The organism is Amycolatopsis sacchari, assembly GCF_900114035.1.
Taxonomy (GTDB): Bacteria; Actinomycetota; Actinomycetes; order Mycobacteriales; family Pseudonocardiaceae; genus Amycolatopsis_E; species Amycolatopsis_E sacchari.
The window spans coordinates 679,506-697,139 of the sequence record NZ_FORP01000001.1; the positions used below are offsets into that span (position 1 = coordinate 679,506).

The 17,634-nt window shown below is 70.6% G+C and carries 15 protein-coding genes and 1 tRNA gene; 5 read left to right on the forward strand and 11 right to left on the reverse strand.

Features of this window, described 5'->3' with window-relative positions:
* Positions 1 to 33: 33 nt before the first annotated feature.
* The 6 genes from BMZ92_RS03260 to BMZ92_RS03285 form a co-directional block, all read right to left on the reverse strand.
* Positions 34 to 570 (reverse strand): hypothetical protein, encoded by a 537-nt coding sequence (locus tag BMZ92_RS03260; RefSeq protein ID WP_091504123.1) that lies wholly within the window; start codon positions 568 to 570, stop codon positions 34 to 36.
* A gap of 73 nt (positions 571 to 643) precedes the next feature.
* Positions 644 to 5,068, reverse strand: a complete 4,425-nt coding sequence (locus tag BMZ92_RS03265) for a HAMP domain-containing protein (protein WP_245782858.1) — start codon at positions 5,066 to 5,068, stop codon at positions 644 to 646.
* Positions 5,065 to 5,487, reverse strand: coding sequence for a response regulator (locus BMZ92_RS03270; protein ID WP_177228511.1), 423 nt, complete (start codon positions 5,485 to 5,487; stop codon positions 5,065 to 5,067). The genes BMZ92_RS03265 and BMZ92_RS03270 overlap by 4 nt, the downstream gene beginning before the upstream one ends.
* A 129-nt stretch (positions 5,488 to 5,616) precedes the next feature.
* Positions 5,617 to 6,075, reverse strand: a complete 459-nt coding sequence (locus BMZ92_RS03275) for a MaoC family dehydratase (protein WP_091504126.1) — start codon at positions 6,073 to 6,075, stop codon at positions 5,617 to 5,619.
* On the reverse strand, positions 6,072 to 7,370 hold the full coding sequence (locus BMZ92_RS03280) for an MFS transporter (protein ID WP_091504127.1): 1,299 nt from the start codon (positions 7,368 to 7,370) through the stop codon (positions 6,072 to 6,074). Before BMZ92_RS03280 ends, BMZ92_RS03275 begins: the two co-directional genes overlap by 4 nt.
* Positions 7,371 to 7,466: 96 nt before the next feature.
* Positions 7,467 to 8,366: a LysR substrate-binding domain-containing protein gene (locus tag BMZ92_RS03285; RefSeq protein WP_091504128.1), complete on the reverse strand. Its 900-nt coding sequence runs from the start codon at positions 8,364 to 8,366 to the stop codon at positions 7,467 to 7,469.
* Positions 8,367 to 8,481: 115 nt separating this feature from the next.
* Between BMZ92_RS03285 and BMZ92_RS03290 the strand changes: the two genes are divergently transcribed.
* From BMZ92_RS03290 to BMZ92_RS03305, 4 genes are read left to right on the forward strand one after another with little or no spacing between them, the layout of a single operon-like run.
* A complete protein-coding gene (locus BMZ92_RS03290) occupies positions 8,482 to 9,402 on the forward strand; it encodes a CoA transferase subunit A (protein ID WP_091504129.1) in 921 nt (306 codons plus the stop codon).
* Positions 9,399 to 10,154, forward strand: coding sequence for a CoA-transferase subunit beta (locus tag BMZ92_RS03295; protein WP_091504130.1), 756 nt, complete (start codon positions 9,399 to 9,401; stop codon positions 10,152 to 10,154). Before BMZ92_RS03290 ends, BMZ92_RS03295 begins: the two co-directional genes overlap by 4 nt.
* Positions 10,155 to 10,167: 13 nt before the next feature.
* Positions 10,168 to 11,643, forward strand: a complete 1,476-nt coding sequence (locus BMZ92_RS03300; RefSeq protein WP_091504131.1) for a 3-hydroxyacyl-CoA dehydrogenase — start codon at positions 10,168 to 10,170, stop codon at positions 11,641 to 11,643.
* Between the two features lie 11 nt (positions 11,644 to 11,654).
* Positions 11,655 to 12,815 (forward strand): acyl-CoA dehydrogenase family protein, encoded by a 1,161-nt coding sequence (locus BMZ92_RS03305; RefSeq protein WP_091504132.1) that lies wholly within the window; start codon positions 11,655 to 11,657, stop codon positions 12,813 to 12,815.
* A gap of 1 nt (position 12,816) precedes the next feature.
* Here the strand turns inward: BMZ92_RS03305 and BMZ92_RS03310 are convergent, their stop codons facing one another.
* Positions 12,817 to 14,010, reverse strand: a complete 1,194-nt coding sequence (locus tag BMZ92_RS03310) for a thiolase family protein (RefSeq protein WP_091504133.1) — start codon at positions 14,008 to 14,010, stop codon at positions 12,817 to 12,819.
* Positions 14,011 to 14,206: 196 nt separating this feature from the next.
* Here BMZ92_RS03310 and BMZ92_RS03315 point away from each other — a divergent pair.
* Positions 14,207 to 14,290, forward strand: a tRNA-Leu gene (locus BMZ92_RS03315).
* 102 nt (positions 14,291 to 14,392) lie between these two features.
* On the opposite strand, the gene BMZ92_RS03320 is transcribed toward BMZ92_RS03315, so the two are convergent.
* From BMZ92_RS03320 to BMZ92_RS03335, 4 genes are read right to left on the reverse strand one after another with little or no spacing between them, the layout of a single operon-like run.
* Positions 14,393 to 16,384 carry an FtsK/SpoIIIE domain-containing protein gene (locus BMZ92_RS03320; RefSeq protein WP_091504134.1) on the reverse strand — a complete coding sequence of 664 codons (1,992 nt, stop codon included), beginning with the start codon at positions 16,382 to 16,384 and terminating at the stop codon, positions 14,393 to 14,395.
* Positions 16,381 to 16,989, reverse strand: a complete 609-nt coding sequence (locus BMZ92_RS03325; protein WP_245782859.1) for a hypothetical protein — start codon at positions 16,987 to 16,989, stop codon at positions 16,381 to 16,383. The genes BMZ92_RS03320 and BMZ92_RS03325 overlap by 4 nt, the downstream gene beginning before the upstream one ends.
* Complete coding sequence (locus tag BMZ92_RS03330; protein ID WP_245782886.1) at positions 16,986 to 17,222, reverse strand: hypothetical protein; 237 nt, start codon at positions 17,220 to 17,222, stop codon at positions 16,986 to 16,988. Before BMZ92_RS03330 ends, BMZ92_RS03325 begins: the two co-directional genes overlap by 4 nt.
* A 50-nt stretch (positions 17,223 to 17,272) precedes the next feature.
* Positions 17,273 to 17,602, reverse strand: a complete 330-nt coding sequence (locus BMZ92_RS03335; protein ID WP_091504136.1) for a WhiB family transcriptional regulator — start codon at positions 17,600 to 17,602, stop codon at positions 17,273 to 17,275.
* Between the last annotated feature and the right edge of the window lie 32 nt (positions 17,603 to 17,634).

Sequence of the window (17,634 nt, forward strand, 5' to 3'; positions counted from 1 at the left end):
GGTAGGCGCTTGAATCCCGGGCCGTATTCGGCGTTATACACCTGAAGTGCCGGTGAGCGCGAGACGCTCGACGTTGCGCAGGAGGTCCCGCACCACCAGGCGCGCCGAGGGCTGGATCGACTGCCAGTACCAGTCGGCCCAGCGGAAGGCGATCACGTCCGTCGCGCGCACCCGGGACTCGAACGACAGCAGCGTCTGCTCCTCCCCGTACGGCAGCACCGAGAAGGCGACGGCGATGACCGCCCGCCGGGGCCGGGAGAACGTCGCGAACTCGGCCGCCGTGAGGTGCTGCCAGTCCATGAACGGGGTCCAGAACCGGCCCGCCGCGCCCAGCACGACCTCGGCGTCGCTGAGCCCGAGGCGCACCCACTTCGCCGTCGCCAGCAGCTCGTCGAACCCCGCGATCCCGGCGCGGGGGCGGAACCCCGGCCCGGCGCCGTCCAGCACGCGCGGCGGGGTCTCGGTCGCCGGGCGCAACGCCGGCCAGACCCGTTGCGGCGGCACGGAGAGCATCCGGTGCTCCCTGGTGACGAGGTCGGACCGGGGGACGCACTGGTCGATCAAGCTCATCGGCACTCCCTCACGGGCCGATGATCCCGCCGCCCGGTGCGGGGAGCTAGGGACCAAGGTCCCCGGACGCCGATCATGAGACGTTCTCCGGCAGCCAGCGCCCGATGCACGTGAGCAGCTCGTCCGGCTCCACCGGCTTCGTGACGTAGTCGCTCGCACCGGCGTCGAGGCTCTTCTCCCGGTCACCGGCCATCGCCTTCGCGGTGACCATGATGATCGGCAGCCGGTCGAACCGCGGCATCTGGCGGATCGCGGCCGTGGTCGCGTAGCCGTCCATCTCCGGCATCATCACGTCCATCAGGATCAGGTCCACCTCCGGATCGGCCAGCAGCTCCTCGATCCCCTTGCGGCCGTTGGGCGCGTGCCGCACCACCATCCCGTGCAGCTCCAGCATGCCCGCGATCGCGAGCACGTTGCGCGCGTCGTCGTCGACCAGCAGCACCCGCCGGCCGCGCACCCCGGGCCGCGCCTCGATCGCCGGCACGGGCGCGGGGTCGGCCACCAGCTCGGGTTCGATCACCGCGGAATCGAGGCCCGCCGGTTCCCCGAGCAGCAACAGGACCCGCTCCCGCAGCTCGTCCAGCGACGGCACCAGTTCGACGTGCGCGGCCCGCGCGTGCGCCTCGATCAGCCGCTCCTGCGCGGGGCTGAGCTTGCGCGTGGGGTGCACCAGCACCGGCACCGCGTCGTGCTCGTCATCGCCCTCGCCGAGCCGCTGCAGGAAGGTCAGCGCCGAGGCGCCCGGCAGGCTCGCGTCGAGCACGACGAGGCGGTGCCCCCGCGCGGCGAGCGCGGCCACCGCCTCGTCGGGGGTGCCAGCGGACTCGATCAGCACGGGCTCCCCCGCGTCCGCCAGGTCCGCGAGGAACTCCCGCACCAGCAACGTGAGCAGGGCGTTGTCCGCGCTTTCGACCACCAGCACGCGCCGCTGCGGTTCGCTGTCCGGCCGCGGTCTCGGCTGGCCGTTGCCCGCCGCGAACACCGGCGTCACCGGCAGGGTGAGGGTGAACGTGCTCCCCTCCCCCAGCCTGCTGCTCGCCCGGATCTCCCCGCCGAGCAGGTTGGCGACCTGCCTGCTGATGGACAGCCCGAGCCCGGTTCCGCCGTAGCGGCGGCTGGTCGTGCCGTCGGCCTGCTGGAAGGCGCCGAAGATCGTCTGCAGGTTCTCCTCGGCGATGCCGATGCCCGTGTCGCGCACGGCGAACTCGACCGCGGGCTCGTCCTCGTCGACCGCCCGCACCCGCAGCTCGACCCCGCCGCGCTCGGTGAACTTCACCGCGTTCGACAGCAGGTTGCGCAGCACCTGGCGCAGCCGCTGCTCGTCGGTGAGCAGCCGCGCCGGCACGTCCGGCTCGACCGTCACCTCGAACTCCAGCCCCTTCTCGGCCGTCAGCGGGCGGAACGTGGCCTGCACGTACTCCAGCAGCTGCCGCAGCTGCACCTGCTCGCAGTGGATGTCCATCTTGCCCGCCTCGACCTTGGACAGGTCGAGGATGTCGTTGATCAGCTGCAGCAGGTCGGTGCCCGCGGACTGGATGACCTTCGCGAACTCGACCTGTTTCGCCGTCAGGTTCTGCGTCGAGTTCTGCGCGAGCACCCCGGCGAGGATGAGCAGGCTCGTCAGCGGCGTGCGCAGCTCGTGCGACATGTTCGCCAGGAACTCCGACTTGTACTTCGACGCCAGCGCCAGCTGCTGCGCGCGTTCCTCGATCTCCTGCCGGGCCTGCTCGATCTCGAAGTTCTTGATCTCGATGTCGCGGTTCTGCCGCGCCAGCAGCTCGGCCTTCTCCTCCAGCTCGGCGTTGGACTGCTGGAGCTTCACCTGCTGGGCCTGCAGCTCACCGGAGCGGGTCTGCAGCTCCGACGCCAGCCGCTGCGACTCGTCGAGCAGCGCGTCGGTGCGCGCGTTGGCGATGATCGTGTTGACGTTGACGCCGATGGATTCCATGAGCTGTTCGAGGAAATCGCGGTGCACCGGTGTGAAGCGGGTGAACGAGGCCAGCTCGATCACGCCCAGCACCTGGTCCTCGAACACGATCGGCAGCACGATCAGGTTCGCCGGCGGCGCCGAGCCGAGGCTGGAGGAGATCTTCACGTAGTCCGGCGGAGTCTGGTCGACGACGATCGGCTTCTTCGTCTCCGCCACCTGCCCGATGAGCGACTGGCCGAGGTCGAACCGCACCTCGCCGGTGACGTCCCTGCCGTAGCCCGCGATGAGCTTGAGCACCGGCTCGCCCGCCTCCATGAGGAAGAACGTGCCGTGCTGGGCGCCCACGAGCGGCGTCAGCTCGTGCATGATCAGCTGCGCGACGGCTCGCAGGTCCCGGTGTCCTTGCAGCAGACCGGAAATCCGCGCGAGGTTCTTGTTGAGCCAGTCCTGGTCCTCGTTGGCGCGCGTGGTCTCCCGCAGCGAGTGCACCATCGCGTTGATGTTGTCGGACAGCTCCGCGACCTCGCCCTTGGCCTCCACCGAGATCGAGCGGGTGAGGTCCCCGGTGGCCACGGCACTGGCGACCTCGGCGATCGCGCGCACCTGGCGGGTCAGGTTCCCGGCGAGCTCGTTGACGTTCTCGGTGAGCCGTTTCCAGGTGCCGGACACGCCTTCGACCTCGGCCTGCCCGCCGAGCCTGCCCTCCTTGCCGACCTCGCGGGCGACGCGCGTGACCTCCGCGGCGAACGCGGACAGCGTGTCGACCATCGTGTTGATCGTGGTCTTCAGCTCCAGGATCTCGCCGCGGGCGTCCACGTCGATCTTCTGCGACAGGTCGCCCCGCGCGACCGCCGTGGTGACCTGGGCGATGGAGCGCACCTGGTTGGTGAGGTTGTTGGCCATCGAGTTCACGTTGTCCGTCAGGCTCTTCCACGTGCCCGCCACGTTCGGCACCCGTGCCTGACCGCCCAGGATCCCTTCCGTGCCGACCTCTCTCGCGACACGGGTGACCTCGTCCGCGAACGCCGAGAGCGTGTCGACCATGGTGTTGATCGTCTGAGCGAGCGCCGCGACCTCGCCCTTCGCCTCCACCGTGATCTTCTGCGACAGGTCGCCACGCGCCACCGCGGTCGCCACCTGCGCGATGGAGCGCACCTGGTCGGTGAGGTTGTCCGCCATGACGTTGACGGACTCGGTGAGCCCCTTCCACGTCCCGGAGACGCCCTTCACGTCGGCCTGTCCCCCGAGGCGCCCTTCCGTGCCCACCTCGCGGGCCACTCTCGTGACCTCGTCGGCGAAGGCGGACAGCTGACCCACCATCGTGTTGATGGTGTCCTTGAGTTCGAGGATCTCGCCGCGCGCGTCGACGCGGATCTTCTGCGACAGGTCGCCTCGCGCGACGGCGGTGGTCACCTGGGCGATCGAGCGCACCTGGTCCGTCAGGTTGTCCGCCATGACGTTGACCGACTCGGTCAACCCCTTCCAGGTGCCCGACACGCCTTTCACGTCAGCCTGGCCACCGAGCCGCCCCTCGGTACCGACTTCCCGCGCCACGCGGGTCACTTCGTCGGCGAAGGACGACAGCTGGTCGACCATCGTGTTGATCGTGGACTTCAGCTCCAGGATCTCGCCCCGGGCGTCCACAGTGATCTTCTGGGACAGGTCGCCGCGCGCCACCGCCGTGGCGACCTGGGCGATGGAACGCACCTGCGCGGTGAGGTTGCCCGCCATGAAGTTCACCGACGTGGTCAGGTCCCGCCACGTCCCCGCCACCCCGGGCACCTGCGCCTGACCGCCCAGGATCCCTTCGGTACCAACCTCTTTCGCCACGCGGGTCACCTCGTCGGCGAACGAGGACAGGGTGTCGACCATCGTGTTGATCGTCGACTTCAGTTCCAGGATCTCGCCGCGGGCGTCCACGGTGATCTTCTGCGTGAGATCGCCCTTCGCGACCGCGGTCGTCACCTCCGCGATCGAACGCACCTGCGCCGTCAGGTTGCCCGCCATGAAGTTCACCGACGTCGTGAGGTCACGCCACGTCCCGGCGACGCCCGGCACCTCCGCCTGGCCGCCCAGCCGCCCCTCGCTGCCGACCTCCCGCGCCACACGCGTCACCTCGTCGGCGAACGAGGACAGCTGGTCCACCATCGTGTTGATGGTGTTCTTCAGCTCCAGCAGCTCGCCCTTGACGTGCACGGTGATCTTCTGCGTCAGGTCGCCCTTCGCCACGGCGGTCGCGACGCTCGCGATGTCCCGCACCTGCGCGGTGAGGTTGCCCGCCATCGCGTTGACCGACTCGGTGAGGTCCTTCCACGTGCCCGACACCGCCGGCACCGACGCCTGCCCGCCGAGCTTGCCGTCGGTCCCGACCTCGCGGGCCACGCGGGTGACCTCGGTGGTGAACAACGCCAGCTGGTCCACCATGCCGTTGAACACGACCGCGATCTCGTCCAGCAGCACGTCCCCGACCTGGGGCAGGCGCGTGCTGAAATCCCCGTCCCGCACCGACTTCAGCCCGTCGAGCAGCTGCTGCAGCCGCTCGTCCCCGACCAGCCCGTTCGCGCTCACCACGCACCGCCCGGCAGGTCGACGTCGAAGGAGTCCTCCCCCGCCGCGACCCGGCGGATCGTATCCAGCAGGTCTTCCAGCAGCCCCGCCTTCAACAGCAGCCCGGCGCCACCGGCGGCCGCCACCCGCTCGGCGATGGAGCGGTCCGCTCCCCCGGTGAACACGAGCACGCGGCTGTCCGGGCTCTGCTCGCGCAGCCTGCCGATCGCGTCGATGCCGTCCCCGTCGGGCAGGCGCCGGTCGAGCAGGACCACGTCGGGCCGGTGCTCGCCGGTGGCGGACACGGCTTCTTCGATGGCGCGCACGCTGCCGACGACCTCGATGTCGGTGACGGTTTCGAACGCGGCGTCGAGCGCCATCGCCACCTGGGCGTGGTCCTCGACCAGGAGCAGCCGGATCGTGTCGGAATGCGGTCTCACCAGCATCATCTCCCGGCTGGGCACCCCTGCGCACCGGAGTCTAGGTCGCCTTCTCCTCCGCGATCGACCCCCATTCGGGGGGCGGCGATTTTCGCTTTACGAGCCGCCGTATAGGGCGTTATACAGGCGTCAGGGGTAGTACCGCGTCAGCGATTCGGCGACGCACGCCGGCTTCTCCTGCCCCTCCACCTCGAACGTGAACTCCCGCGTCACCTGCACGCCGTCCCCCTTGACCGGGACGACGTCCACGACGCGGGCGTGCAGGCGCACCCTGCTGCCCACCGGCACGGGCGACGGGAACCGCACCTTGTTGACGCCGTAGTTGAGCGCCATCCCCACGCCCTCGACGCGCAGGAGTTCGGCGACGAGCGGGATCCCCCAGCTCAGGGTCAGGTACCCGTGGGCGATCGTCCGCCCGAACGGGCCTTCCGCCGCGCGCTCCGGATCGGTGTGGATCCACTGGTGGTCGCCGGACACGTCGGCGAAGGCGTCGATCAGCTCCTGCGTCACCTCGCGCCAGGACGAGTGCCCGAGATCGCGCCCCGCGAGCGCCCGGATCTCGTCCATGCCGCGCACCACGAGGGTCATGCCGCCACCACCTCGGCCGACGCAGGCACCGCGCGCTCGTCGTGGTTCGGGCGCCGCAGCAACAGCACCATGCAGCCGAGCGTCAGCAGGACCTGGAACACCGCGTACGCGATGACCGCGGTGATCGAGCCGGTCCAGGTCAGCAGGGACTGCCCGATGATCGGCGTCGTGCCGCCCAGGAGCGTGCCGCACAGCTGGTAGCACAGGGAAATGCCGGTGTAGCGCACGTTCGCCGGGAAACGGCTGGCGAGCATGCCCGCGAGCGCGGCGTAGTACAGGCAGTGCGGGATCGTCGCGATCGCGGTGCCCACCATCGCCACCGCGTAGTTCCCGGTGCCGATGAGCACGAACATCAGCGGCAGCAGCACCACCTCGGGCAGCAGCATCACGCACACCGCCTTCGTCCAGCTGCGCATCTTCGTCGCGATCACCGCGCCCCACGGCTGCACGAGGATCTGCAGGACGTTGGCCACCAGGATGATCGTCAGGAACGAGCTGCGGTCGAAGTCCAGTTCGGACGTCGCCCACGACAACGCGAACGTGGACTTGAAGTAGGTCGCCGACAGGCCGATGGTGCACGCCCCGATGCCGAGCACGATCAGCACCGGCTGGGTGCGCAGCACCTCCCCCAGCGGCATCTTCGCGACCTTCTTCGACTCGATCAGCTCCGCCATCGCCGGGGACTCCGCCACCCGCAGGCGGATGAACAGGCCGACGACCACCAGCAGCGCCGAGGCCAGGAACGGCACCCGCCAGCCCCACGACACGAAAGCGCTGTCCGGCAGCCGGCTGATCGCCAGGAAGCTCACCGTGCTGAGCGTGTTGCCCACCGGCGAGCCCTGCTGCGCGAACGCCCCGTACAGCACCGACTTGCCCTTCGGCGCGTGCTCGGAGGCGATCAGCACCGACCCGCCCCACTCGCCGCCGAGCCCGATGCCCTGCACCATCCGGATGCACACCAGCAGGATCGGCGCGGCCACGCCGATCGTCGCGTACCCGGGCAGCACGCCGATCAGCGTGGTGGAGACGCCCATCATGAGCAGCGTGATGACCAGCGTCTTCTTCCGCCCCAGCCGGTCGCCGTAGTGCCCGAAGACGATCCCGCCGAGCGGCCGGGCGAGGAACCCGACCCAGAAGGTGGCGAACGCGACGAGCGTGCCCACGGCGCCGTCCAGTTCGGGGAAGAACACCTTGTCGAAGACCAGCGCGGAGGCCGTCCCGTAGACGTAGAAGTCGAACCATTCGATGGTCGAGCCGATGAAGGACCCGATGCCGGCGCGTTTCGCCGCGCTCATGTGCTCTCCCTTGAGACCGAGGAACGCAAACTGAGCACACCGTGGCAAAAGACCACCGATAACGTCCAATACTGAATCCAGGGCGCAGTGAGACGATCAGCGTCTCACCGGCGTCGGCAGGGCCTCCTCCGCGATCGCGAGGACCGTCCGCAGCGCGGCCGACGGGTTGTCCCGGCGCCAGGCCAGCGCCGCCTGCATCCGCACGCCCGGGCCCGCGAGCGGCCGGTAGACCAGCCCGGTCTGCTGGATGTGCTGGCACGAGGTCAGGGTCAGCGTCACGCCCACCCCGGCGGCGACGAGCGCGAGGATCGTGTACGAGTCCGGCGCCTCCTGCACGACGTGGGGCGTGAACCCCGCCGCCTCGCATGCCTGCACGGTCGCCTCCCGGACGCTCGACCCGGCGTTGGCGGGGAAGCTGACGAAGGACTCCCCTGCGAGGTCCTCGAGTGCGATGCGGTCGGCCCGCGCGAGCGGGTTGTCCGAGGGCACCGCGACGACCATCTCCTCCTCGTCGATCACCCGCGCCTCGACCCCCGGCTTGGTGATCGGCAGCCGGACGAAGCCGAGGTCGAGCGAGCCGTCGGCGACGTGGGCCAGCGCGACGTTCGCGTACGTCTGCCCTTTGAGCACCAGTTCCAGCGCGGGGTGCGCCGCGCGCACCGCCCGCGTGAGCAGCGGGAGGCTCTGGTGGCTCGACGCCCCGGCGAACCCGATCGTGACCCGCCCGTACTCCCCTCGCCCGGCCGCCTTGACCGCGCGCGTGGCGACGTCGAGGTCTTCCAGCGTGCGCCGCACCGGGTCGACGAAGGCCTGCCCCGCGCTCGTCAGCCGCACCGAGCGCGTGTTGCGCTCGAACAGCTGCACCCCCAGCTCCTTCTCGAGCTGCCGGATCTGCTGGCTCAGCGGCGGCTGCGCCATGTGCAGCCGCTTGGCGGCCCGCCCGAAGTGCAGCTCCTCCGCCACCGCGAGGAACGACGCGAGATAGCGCAGCTCCATGATTGTTATCCCGTTCGTCTCGATCTGACCTTTATTCGGTATTGGACAGTAATCAATCCTCCTGCCACGGTGGTGCTGACCCACCCGATCGGCTCGGCGAGGAGGCCCAGCGGCGATGCGGCCGGACAAGACCACGAGCATGCGCGAGGCGATCGCCTCGTTCGTGCGGGACGGCGACACCGTCGCGCTGGAGGGCTTCACGCACCTCATCCCGACGGCGGCGGGGCACGAGATCATCCGCCAGGGGCGCCGGAACCTCACGATCGTGCGGATGACCGCCGACATCGTCGTGGACCAGCTGCTCGCGGGCGGCTGCGTGACGAAGCTGGTGTCCTCGTTCGTCGGCAACTCCTCCGCCGGCTCGCTGGGGGAACTGCGCCGCCGCATCGAACACGCCGACCCCGAACCGCTGGAGTTCGAGGAGTACAGCCACCACGGCATGATCTGCCGGTACCTCGCGGGCGCCCAGCGCCTGCCGTTCTTCCCGCTGCGCTCCTACGCCGGCAGCGACCTGCCGTCGGTCAACCCGGCCATCCGCACCGTGTCCTCGCCGTACTCCGACGAGCGAATCCACGTGGTGCCGCCGGTCAACCCCGACGTGACGATCGTGCACGCCCAGCGCGCCGACCGCGCCGGGAACACCCAGATCTGGGGCCTGACAGGAGTGCAGGCCGAAGCCGTGTTCGCCGCGCACAAGGCGGTTGTGGTGGTCGAGGAGATCGTCGACGACGACGTGGTGCGCTCGGACCCGAACCGCACCGTGATCCCCGCGCACGCCGTCGACGCCGTGGTCGAGTGCCCGCGCGGGGCGCACCCGTCCTTCGCACAGGGCTACTACGACCGGGACAACGCTTTCTACCGCGCGTGGTCGGGGATCAGCAGGGACCGGGAGCGGCTGCGGGAGTGGATGGCCGAGTGGGTCCACGGCACGGCGGACCACGCGGAGTACGTCGCCAAGCTCGGCGAGGAGTTCTGGGCCGGGCTGGCCGTCGGCGAGGCGATGAGCCTGCCGGTCAACTACGGGAGGCGCCTGTGATCACCCCGTCGGAACGGCTGTCGGTCGTCGCGTCCCGCGAGCTGGCCGGCCGCCGCACGGTGTTCGCCGGGATCGGCCTGCCGACGCTCGCCGCGTCGCTGGCGCACCTGACGGTCGCCCCGGAGCTGGAGATCGTCTACGAGTCCGGGGTGTGCGGCGCGCACCCCTCGCACCTGCCGGAGACCATCGCCGACGCCGTGCTCATCACCGGCGCCGAGGCGGTCCTGTCCATGCCCGCGCTGTTCGGGTACGTGCTGCAGGGCGGGCACATCGACGTCGGCTTCCTCGGTGCCGCCCAGATCGACCGCTGGGGCAACCTGAACTCGTCGGTGATCGGCGACTGGCACTCCCCCAAGGTCCGCCTGCCCGGCTCCGGCGGCGCGATGGAGGTCATGGCCAACGCGCGCGAGGTGTTCGTCGTGATGCGCCGCCACGACCGCCGGTCCTTTGTGGACGAACTGGACTTCTGCACCTCCCCCGGGCCCGACCGGGCGCTGGCGGAGGGCATCCGCCCGCTGGGCGCCGGGGTCACGAAGGTCGTCACCGAGCTGGGCATCCTCGCCCGCGGTGGCGTCGGCGAACCGCTGCGGCTGGTCGCCGTGCAGCCCGGCGTGACGGTGGCGCAGGTCCGCGAGGCGACGGGCTGGGCACTCGAAGTCGCCGACGACGTCACCGAGATCGAACCGCCCACCGGCGCCGAGCTGCGGCTGTTGCGTGAGGATGTCGATCCGGACCGGGTCTACCTGCGCTGAGGGAAGGGGTGTCATGCGAATTCGGATCGTCGGCACGGGAGTGATGGGGCGCGGGATCGCGCAGTGGGCGGCCACCGCGGGCCACACCGTCGAACTCGCCGACGCGCGGCCGGAGTCCGTCGGTGAGGCGATCGAGTTCGTCCGCTCGATGCTCGACCGCGCCGTGGCCAAGGGGCGCGCGAGCGCCGAGGAGGCGGAAGCGGTCGCCGCGCGGCTGGTGCCGCTGGACTCCCCCGGCAAACCCGGCGACGACGTGGAGCTGGTGGTCGAGGCGATCCGCGAGGACCTCGACACCAAGGCCGCCCTGTTCGCCGAGCTGGAGCGCGTGCTGCCCGCGGGCACGGTGTTCGCGAGCAACACGTCCTCACTGCCGATCACGCAGATCGCCGCGACGCTGTCCGACCCGGCCCGCCTGGCCGGACTGCACTTCTTCAACCCCGTGCCGCTGATGAAGATCGTCGAGGTGATCCCCGGCGCGAAGACGCGGCCGGAGATCGTCGAGACCCTCACGTCGTTGGTGCGCGAGACGGGACACCGCGCGGTCGTCGTCGCCGACACGCCGGGGTTCCTGATCAACCACGCCGGCCGCGGCCTGGTCACCGAGGCGCTGGCCCTGCTGGAGGAGAACGTCGCCGAGCCCGCGGTGCTCGACCGCGTCGCGCGCGACGTGCTGGGCCTGAGGATGGGCCCGTTCGAGCTGATGGACCTGACCGGCCTCGACGTGACCTCGGCGGTGATCGAGTCCGTGTGGCGGGGTTTCCGGTACTCCGACCGGCTGCGCGCGTCCTACCTCACCCCCAACCGCGTCGCCGCCGGCCTGCACGGCCGCAAGACCGGGCGCGGCTGGTACGACTACAGCGCCGAGCAGCCCGCGGAACCGCCGATCACGGGTGACGCGGCCAGGCCCGTGTACGCGGCCGAGCCCGCGGTCCAGAACGCGCTGGCCGAAGCCGGGGCGCGGGTCGAGACGACGCTGACGGACGACGCGGTGGTGCTCGTCCCCACGTGGGGCACGACGGTCGCGGCCGCGATCGCCGAGCACCGGCTGCCCGCCGCCCGCACCTTCGGCGTCGATCCCCTGTCCCTGCCCGCCGCGCGCCGCGTGCTCGCCGTGACGCCCGCCTCCGATCCGGTCGCCGCTCGGGACGCGGCGGCGGTGTTGTCGTTGGGGGACAAGAGGGTCTCCACCGTGCGTGACACACCCGGGTCGGTGGCGCAGCGGCTGCTCGCGTCGATCGTGTCGGTCGCGTGCTCGATCGCGGAGCGCGGGATCGCCGCCCCCGCGGACATCGACCTCGGCGTCACGACCGGCCTCGGCTACCCGGCGGGACCGCTGGCGTGGGGCGACCAGGTGGGCGCCGAGCGGATGCTCGCCCTGCAGCGCGCGCTGCAGGAGACCACCGGCGACCCCCGCTACCGGCCGACCCGCTGGCTCACCGAACGGGCCCAGCTCGGGCTCCCGCTGACTGCCCCCGCCGCGACGCTGTAAGGAGATCTCCCATGCTGGCAAGGGATTTCGGGCTCACCGAGACCCAGCGCGACTTCCGCACGATGGCCGCCGAGTTCGTCGACGCCGAGATCGTGCCGAACGCGCGCGACTGGGACCGCGCCGAGGCGGTCGACCCCGGCGTCGTACGGCGCCTGGGCGAGCTGGGTTTCCTCGGGCTGATGCTGCCCGAGGCCTACGGCGGGGTCGACGCGGACATGCTGTCCTACACGCTCGTCACGGAGGAACTCGGCCGCGGCGATTCGGCGGTGCGCGGCATCGTGTCGGTGTCGCTGGGACTGGTGAGCAAGACGATCGCCGCGTACGGCACCGAGGAGCAGAAGCAGGAGTGGCTGCCGCGGCTGATCAGCGGTGAGGCGCTCGGCTGCTTCGGGCTCACCGAGCCGGGCACGGGTTCGGACGCCGGTTCGCTGAGCACGTCGGCGAAGCGCGACGGCTCCGACTGGATCCTCAACGGCAGCAAGATGTTCATCACAAACGGCACGTGGGCGAAGGTGGCGCTGACGTTCGCCCGCACCAGCGAGAAGGGCATCACCGCGTTCCTCGTGCCCGCCGGCTCCCCCGGGTTCACCGCGCGGGAGATCAAGGGCAAGCTCGGCCTGCGCGGCCAGGCGACGGCGGAGCTGACGTTCGACAACGTGCGCGTGCCCGACTCCGCCCGCCTCGGCGAGGTCGACCGGGGCCTGGGCATCGCGCTCGGTGCCCTGTCCCGCGGCCGCATCTCGGTGGCCGCGGGCTCGGTGGGGGTGGCGCAGGCCGCGCTGGACGCCGCCACGCGGTACGCGCGTGAGCGGGAGCAGTTCGGCAAGCCGATCGCGTCGTTCCAGCTGGTGCAGGAGCTGCTCGCCGACGCCGCGGTCGACGTGCAGAGCTCGCGGCTGCTGACGCACCACGTGGCGCGGATGGCGGACGCGGGGCTCGCGCCGAAGGACTACGCCGTCGACGCGTCCGCCGCCAAGTACTCCGCGAGCGAGACCGCCGTGCGCGTCACGAACAACTGCCTCCAGGTCTTCGGGGGCTACGGGTTCATCGACGAGTACCCGGTGGGCAAGTACGTCCGTGACGCGCGGGTGCTCACGCTGTACGAGGGCACGAGCCAGGTGCAGAAGCTGATCATCGGCCGTGACCTGACGGGTGTGAACGCCCTGGCGTGAGTCAGAGCCGCTCGACGATGGTGGCGTTCGCGAGCCCGCCGGCCTCGCACATGACCTGCAGGCCGTAGCGGCCCTCGTGCTGTTCGAGCACGGACAGTAGGGTGGTCATGAGGCGGCCGCCGCTGGCGCCGAGCGGGTGCCCGATGGCGGTGGCCCCGCCGTGGACGTTGACCTTGGCGGGGTCGGCGCCGGTCTCGGCGAGCCACGCCAGCACGACGCTCGCGAACGCCTCGTTGACCTCGAACGCGTCGATGTCCGAAAGGGACAGTCCGGCGCGGTCGAGCACCTTGGCGGTGGTGGGGATGATGCCGGTGAGCATGAACAGCGGGTCGTCCCCGACGACGGCGAAGCTGTGCAGCCGGGCGCGCGGCTGGAGGCCGAGCTGCGCGGCGGTCTCGCTGCTGGTGATCAGCACGGCGGACGCCCCGTCGTTGATGGGGGACGAGTTCCCGGCCGTGACCTTGAAGTCCAGCTGCGGGAAGCGTTCCCGCCAGATGTCGGCCTCGAAGGCGGGCTTGAGGCCGGCGAGGATCTCCGTCGTCGTGCCCGGCCGGACGGACTCGTCCTGGGTGACCTGCACCAGTTCGCCGTCCTTGCCGGGAGCCTTGAGGGGCACGACGTCCCGGGCGAACCGCCCTTCCTGCCAGGCCCGCGCGGCCCGGTGGTGGCTTTCCGCGGCGAACTCGTCCAGTTGCTCCCGGGACAGCTGCCACCGATCGGCGATGAGTTCCGCGCTGATCCCCTGCGGCACGAGCCCGTCGGGGTAGCGCGCCGCGACCTGGGGCCCGAGGAAGTCGCGCCCGGCGGCCTGGCTGCCGATGGGCACGTGGCTCATGGACTCGATCCCCGAGGCGATCACGATGTCGTAGGCGCCAGCGAGCACCCCCTGGGCGGCGAAGTGGATCGCCTGCTGGGAGGACCCGCACTGGCGGTCGACGGTCACGGCGGGCACGGATTCGGGCAGCCCCGCGGCGAGCGCCGCCCAGCGGGCCGTGTTGCCACTCTGCTCGCCGATCTGCCCGACGGCGCCGCTGATCACGTCGTCGATGCGCGCCGGGTCGATCCCCGTGCGCTCGACCAGGGCGCGGATGGCGTGCGCGTGCAGGTCGACCGGGTGTACGCCGGAGAGCGCCCCACCGGGCTTCCCCTTGCCGACCGGCGTCCGCACGGCGTCCACGATGACAGCGTCCCGCATGGGAGTCCTCCTACCGCTCGATGACGTTACTCCCCGGTATACGCTGCTGAGTTGGATTTCGCAACTATCCCTGGCGCGCTCCCCTCCCGGTTGCACACCGTGACCGAGGGGGCCTTATATCGCAACCGTTCGTCGCGGTTGAAGGCACCCCCCGATTCCGGCGGGTTGAGGGATGGGCTAATCTTCTCTGCAGCAAGTCCGAGTGGCGGAATGGCAGACGCGCTAGCTTGAGGTGCTAGTGCCCTTAACGGGCGTGGGGGTTCAAGTCCCCCCTCGGACACCGGTACCAACCCTACGGGCGGGAAGGATGGAGACATCCACCGCCCGTTCTTCATGTTGGTAGACCATCTCCAGGTCGAGCTTCTCGTACGGCTGCTGTAGTTCATCGTTCGCTGTTGATTTCAGCAACGGCAGTGCGGAGGTCCGCAGTGAGGTAACCGCGCACCCGGCGAACCTCCCCGTCGTCCCCGGGCACGTACTGCCGCACCGGCCGACAGCCCAGCTCCCCCATCTGCCGCCCGAATGTGGTCGGTTCGACGTCCAGGGCCTCGACGAGCTCCGCTGTGGGCACGAACTCGCGTTCGTCCAGCTCGCCGCCGAGATAATGCAGCACCGACGCCAACGGCTCCGGCAGCTCGACGTCCGGCACCGAACCCGCGCCGAGCACCCCAAAGACCGACACCGCGTCGACCCCAGGGCTGCTGTCGTCCCCGGCTGCGTGACCCGAGAGCGTCCCGACCTGCTCCCGCAGCACGCGCCCGCGAGCGCAGATCTCCTGCCACTCCGGATTGGCCATGTAGTACGTCCGCACCACCAGCGCCAGCGCGTCCGCCCCGGTTTCCCCGTCAGGCCGCAGGATGCCGACGCCCTTGTGCGTCGGCAGGAGCGTCGACGCGTCGTACCCGCGGGTGTTCATCTGCTCGCCGAGCACGATGTTCGAGTCCCGCCAGTCCATCACCCGCAACGCGAACCGCGACCCGAGCACCGACCGCAGCCGCGAGGGGATCGTCTGGGAGTCCGGCCGTTGCGTCGCGAGGATGACCACGATCCCGGCCGCCGGCCCCTTCCGCGCGAGGTAGGCGAGCAGGTCCACAATGTACTCGCCGAGCGTCGTCTTCTTCCCGCCCACCAACACCTTCGCCGGGTGCTCCAGGAACACCTGAACCTCATCGATCACCACCGCTGTGATGGGCATGTTCAGCGACCGGTCCCGCGAGATCCCGGGCATGATCTTCGATTCCGGACACACCTCGTCGTCCAAGGCAGACATACGGGCGTACCGGTCCTGCACCTCCGCGACCAGCTCCACGAGGTGATCGCGCACGGCCTCCACCTCGGCGAGCCCGTCCCCACAGACGAACCGGTGCGCCACACCTTCCGCGGCCTTCCAGTCCTTACCGCCCTTACCATCGAAGATGTAGAGCCGCGTGTACGGATCAAGAATCAGACCAGCGGCCGCGAGTCGGGCCGCCATCGTCTTCCCCTGCCGCGGGATCGCGCCCACCAACAACGACGTCCACACCAGCGGCAACTCGACCCGCCGCTGACGCGCGTCCCGGCCGAACGGGACGGGCCGCCACGCGTCCCATCGCTCGACGTCCAGCAACGGCGTCCGCTGCGGCGAACCTCCGTACGGGTCCTCGTCCGCAACCCACAAGAACACCCGGCCCGCGTGCCCGCCGACACCCCGCACCCGCTCAACGACCAACTGCACCTCGTCAACGGCCAGCGCGGACGCGAGCGCGTCACGGTGCTTGATCACGTCCGCGGCCTTGCGCGTCGCGGGAAGATCCACCGTGATCGCCCATCCCGCGCCGGTCCGCGTGGCCCGCTCCACCAGTCGCAGCGATTCGTCCTTGCCGAGCAGTTTCGCGTCGCGGAAGGCGTCAACCAGCAGTTGCACGTCCATCGTCCACGCCAACGCGCGAGGCCCGGCCAGCACAGCCTTGCGGCCCGGCGATCCGTCTCGCCTCCGTCCGGCGATTGCGAGCGCCACCGCGGCGAGGAGGCCCGCGGCCCACAGCACCACTGCGCCCCAGACGAGATCCGCGACCAGCACGACCACCGAGACGGCACCGGTCACAGCGGCGGTCACCTTCCAGCGGAACAGCGTCAGCGCCCGGATCTCCACGAACTTGTCGGCGAGCTTCTCCGACTGCACGGCCGCCTCCCGGTAGTCGTGCACCTGGACCCACCGCCGCCACACCCGAGTCATCACCACGAGACCCCGGCCGACTGCGCCGGCGAACCGGAAGGGCGACCGCACCAGCCACCCGGCTACCTCCCGCCAATCCCACCGTCGCAGCCGCGGAGCGGCATCGTCCACCAGCTCCGCCTCATACACAGGCTCGGCGCGCTCGATCTCCTGGCTCATGACCGCTCCCCAGCCTCGGCCCGCAGCGTGGCGGCGAGCTTCGACGACAGACCGCGCGAGCACCCCGTCACCTCGCGGACCCACGCCGGAGTGATCACGACCTCCGCTGTCAGGGCCGCGCGCGCCGCGTCGAGGTACTCGCCGAACGTCGTCCGGGGCACGGCCCGTTCCGGTTGCCGCGCTGCCGCGACGGCCGCGACGGCCGCGCCGAGCTTGTCCCGCAGGTCGGTCACGGCCTCGGTCGCCACGAAGACCACCAGCGGCGGCACCGAGTGCAGCACGACGAGCGCCGGTGACCGTTCACTGAACGCCTGCCAGGTGTTCATGACGTAGGTGGCGGCGAGCGTGAACCACTTCGCCCCGCGTACCCAACCGCCGGTCCGGACACCGTGCCGTGCGGTCACCTGCTCGGCCCGGAGGATCGCCAGCAGCACGAGCGACACCATCGGGTCGAGCAGCCATGCCCCGAACCAGGGCAGCGACCACGTCCGGGCGCCCGCCGCGGCGAACTGCTGGACGTTGGTCATCGTGAAGGCCAACCCGAGCAGGATTCCCGTCCAGCACAGCCGGTCCACCTGCCGCGCCACGCGTTCGACGTCGTTCACCGGCGACCACCTCGGCGGCGAGCCGGCATGTCGTAGGTGGTCACGGTCAGGGCCCGCGTCAGCGTGTAGGCGGCGAACAGCGCCGGCACTGCCAGGACGGCCAACAGCAGCCACCCCGGACCGGCCCGCAGCACGACCACCCACTGCGCGCCGACGATGAACCCCGCGGTGACCAGCACCCGCCCCGCCAGCGACACGACCTCGCGCGCTCGGCGAGCACCGGAACGCCGCATCGACAGCAACACGATGAGGACCCCGACCCCGATGAGGACGTGCGTAGGCGTCACTGGCCTCGCCTCCCCGCACGCTCCCCGCGCCGCAGCCAATGCGGATAGAGCGCGCGCCGGTCCTGCTCGCACATCGCGCCCCACACACCCACGGTCTCCTCACCCGCGGTTCGGAGCTCCAGCTCCAGGCATTCGTCCAGCACAGGGCAGCCAGCGCAGAGACGGGCAGCCAGCTCGCGGTCGTTCCGGGCCTCGGGCGGCTCGTCCGACCAAGCCCAGAAGCACAAGCCATCCCTTCGAACGACATCGTCGAGCACGTCCGTGGGCACCCACCGCAGCCGGTCCAGGTCCCACGCGAGACCAATCAGGCGGAGATCGTTCGTCACGCGATCTCCCTGTCCGGCTGCCCGAGCAGCCT

Bases quoted from the DNA above. Each gene is read 5' to 3' on its own strand.
- BMZ92_RS03260 (WP_091504123.1), bottom strand. From the start codon at position 570: ATGAGCTTGATCGACCAGTGCGTCCCCCGGTCCGACCTCGTCACCAGG.
- BMZ92_RS03275 (WP_091504126.1), bottom strand. From the start codon at position 6,075: ATGACCCTCGTGGTGCGCGGCATGGACGAGATCCGGGCGCTCGCGGGG.
- BMZ92_RS03280 (WP_091504127.1), bottom strand. From the start codon at position 7,370: ATGAGCGCGGCGAAACGCGCCGGCATCGGGTCCTTCATCGGCTCGACC.
- BMZ92_RS03285 (WP_091504128.1), bottom strand. From the start codon at position 8,366: ATGGAGCTGCGCTATCTCGCGTCGTTCCTCGCGGTGGCGGAGGAGCTG.
- BMZ92_RS03290 (WP_091504129.1), top strand. From the start codon at position 8,482: ATGCGGCCGGACAAGACCACGAGCATGCGCGAGGCGATCGCCTCGTTC.
- BMZ92_RS03300 (WP_091504131.1), top strand. From the start codon at position 10,168: ATGCGAATTCGGATCGTCGGCACGGGAGTGATGGGGCGCGGGATCGCG.
- BMZ92_RS03305 (WP_091504132.1), top strand. From the start codon at position 11,655: ATGCTGGCAAGGGATTTCGGGCTCACCGAGACCCAGCGCGACTTCCGC.
- BMZ92_RS03310 (WP_091504133.1), bottom strand. From the start codon at position 14,010: ATGCGGGACGCTGTCATCGTGGACGCCGTGCGGACGCCGGTCGGCAAG.
- BMZ92_RS03320 (WP_091504134.1), bottom strand. From the start codon at position 16,384: ATGAGCCAGGAGATCGAGCGCGCCGAGCCTGTGTATGAGGCGGAGCTG.
- BMZ92_RS03330 (WP_245782886.1), bottom strand. From the start codon at position 17,222: ATGCGGCGTTCCGGTGCTCGCCGAGCGCGCGAGGTCGTGTCGCTGGCG.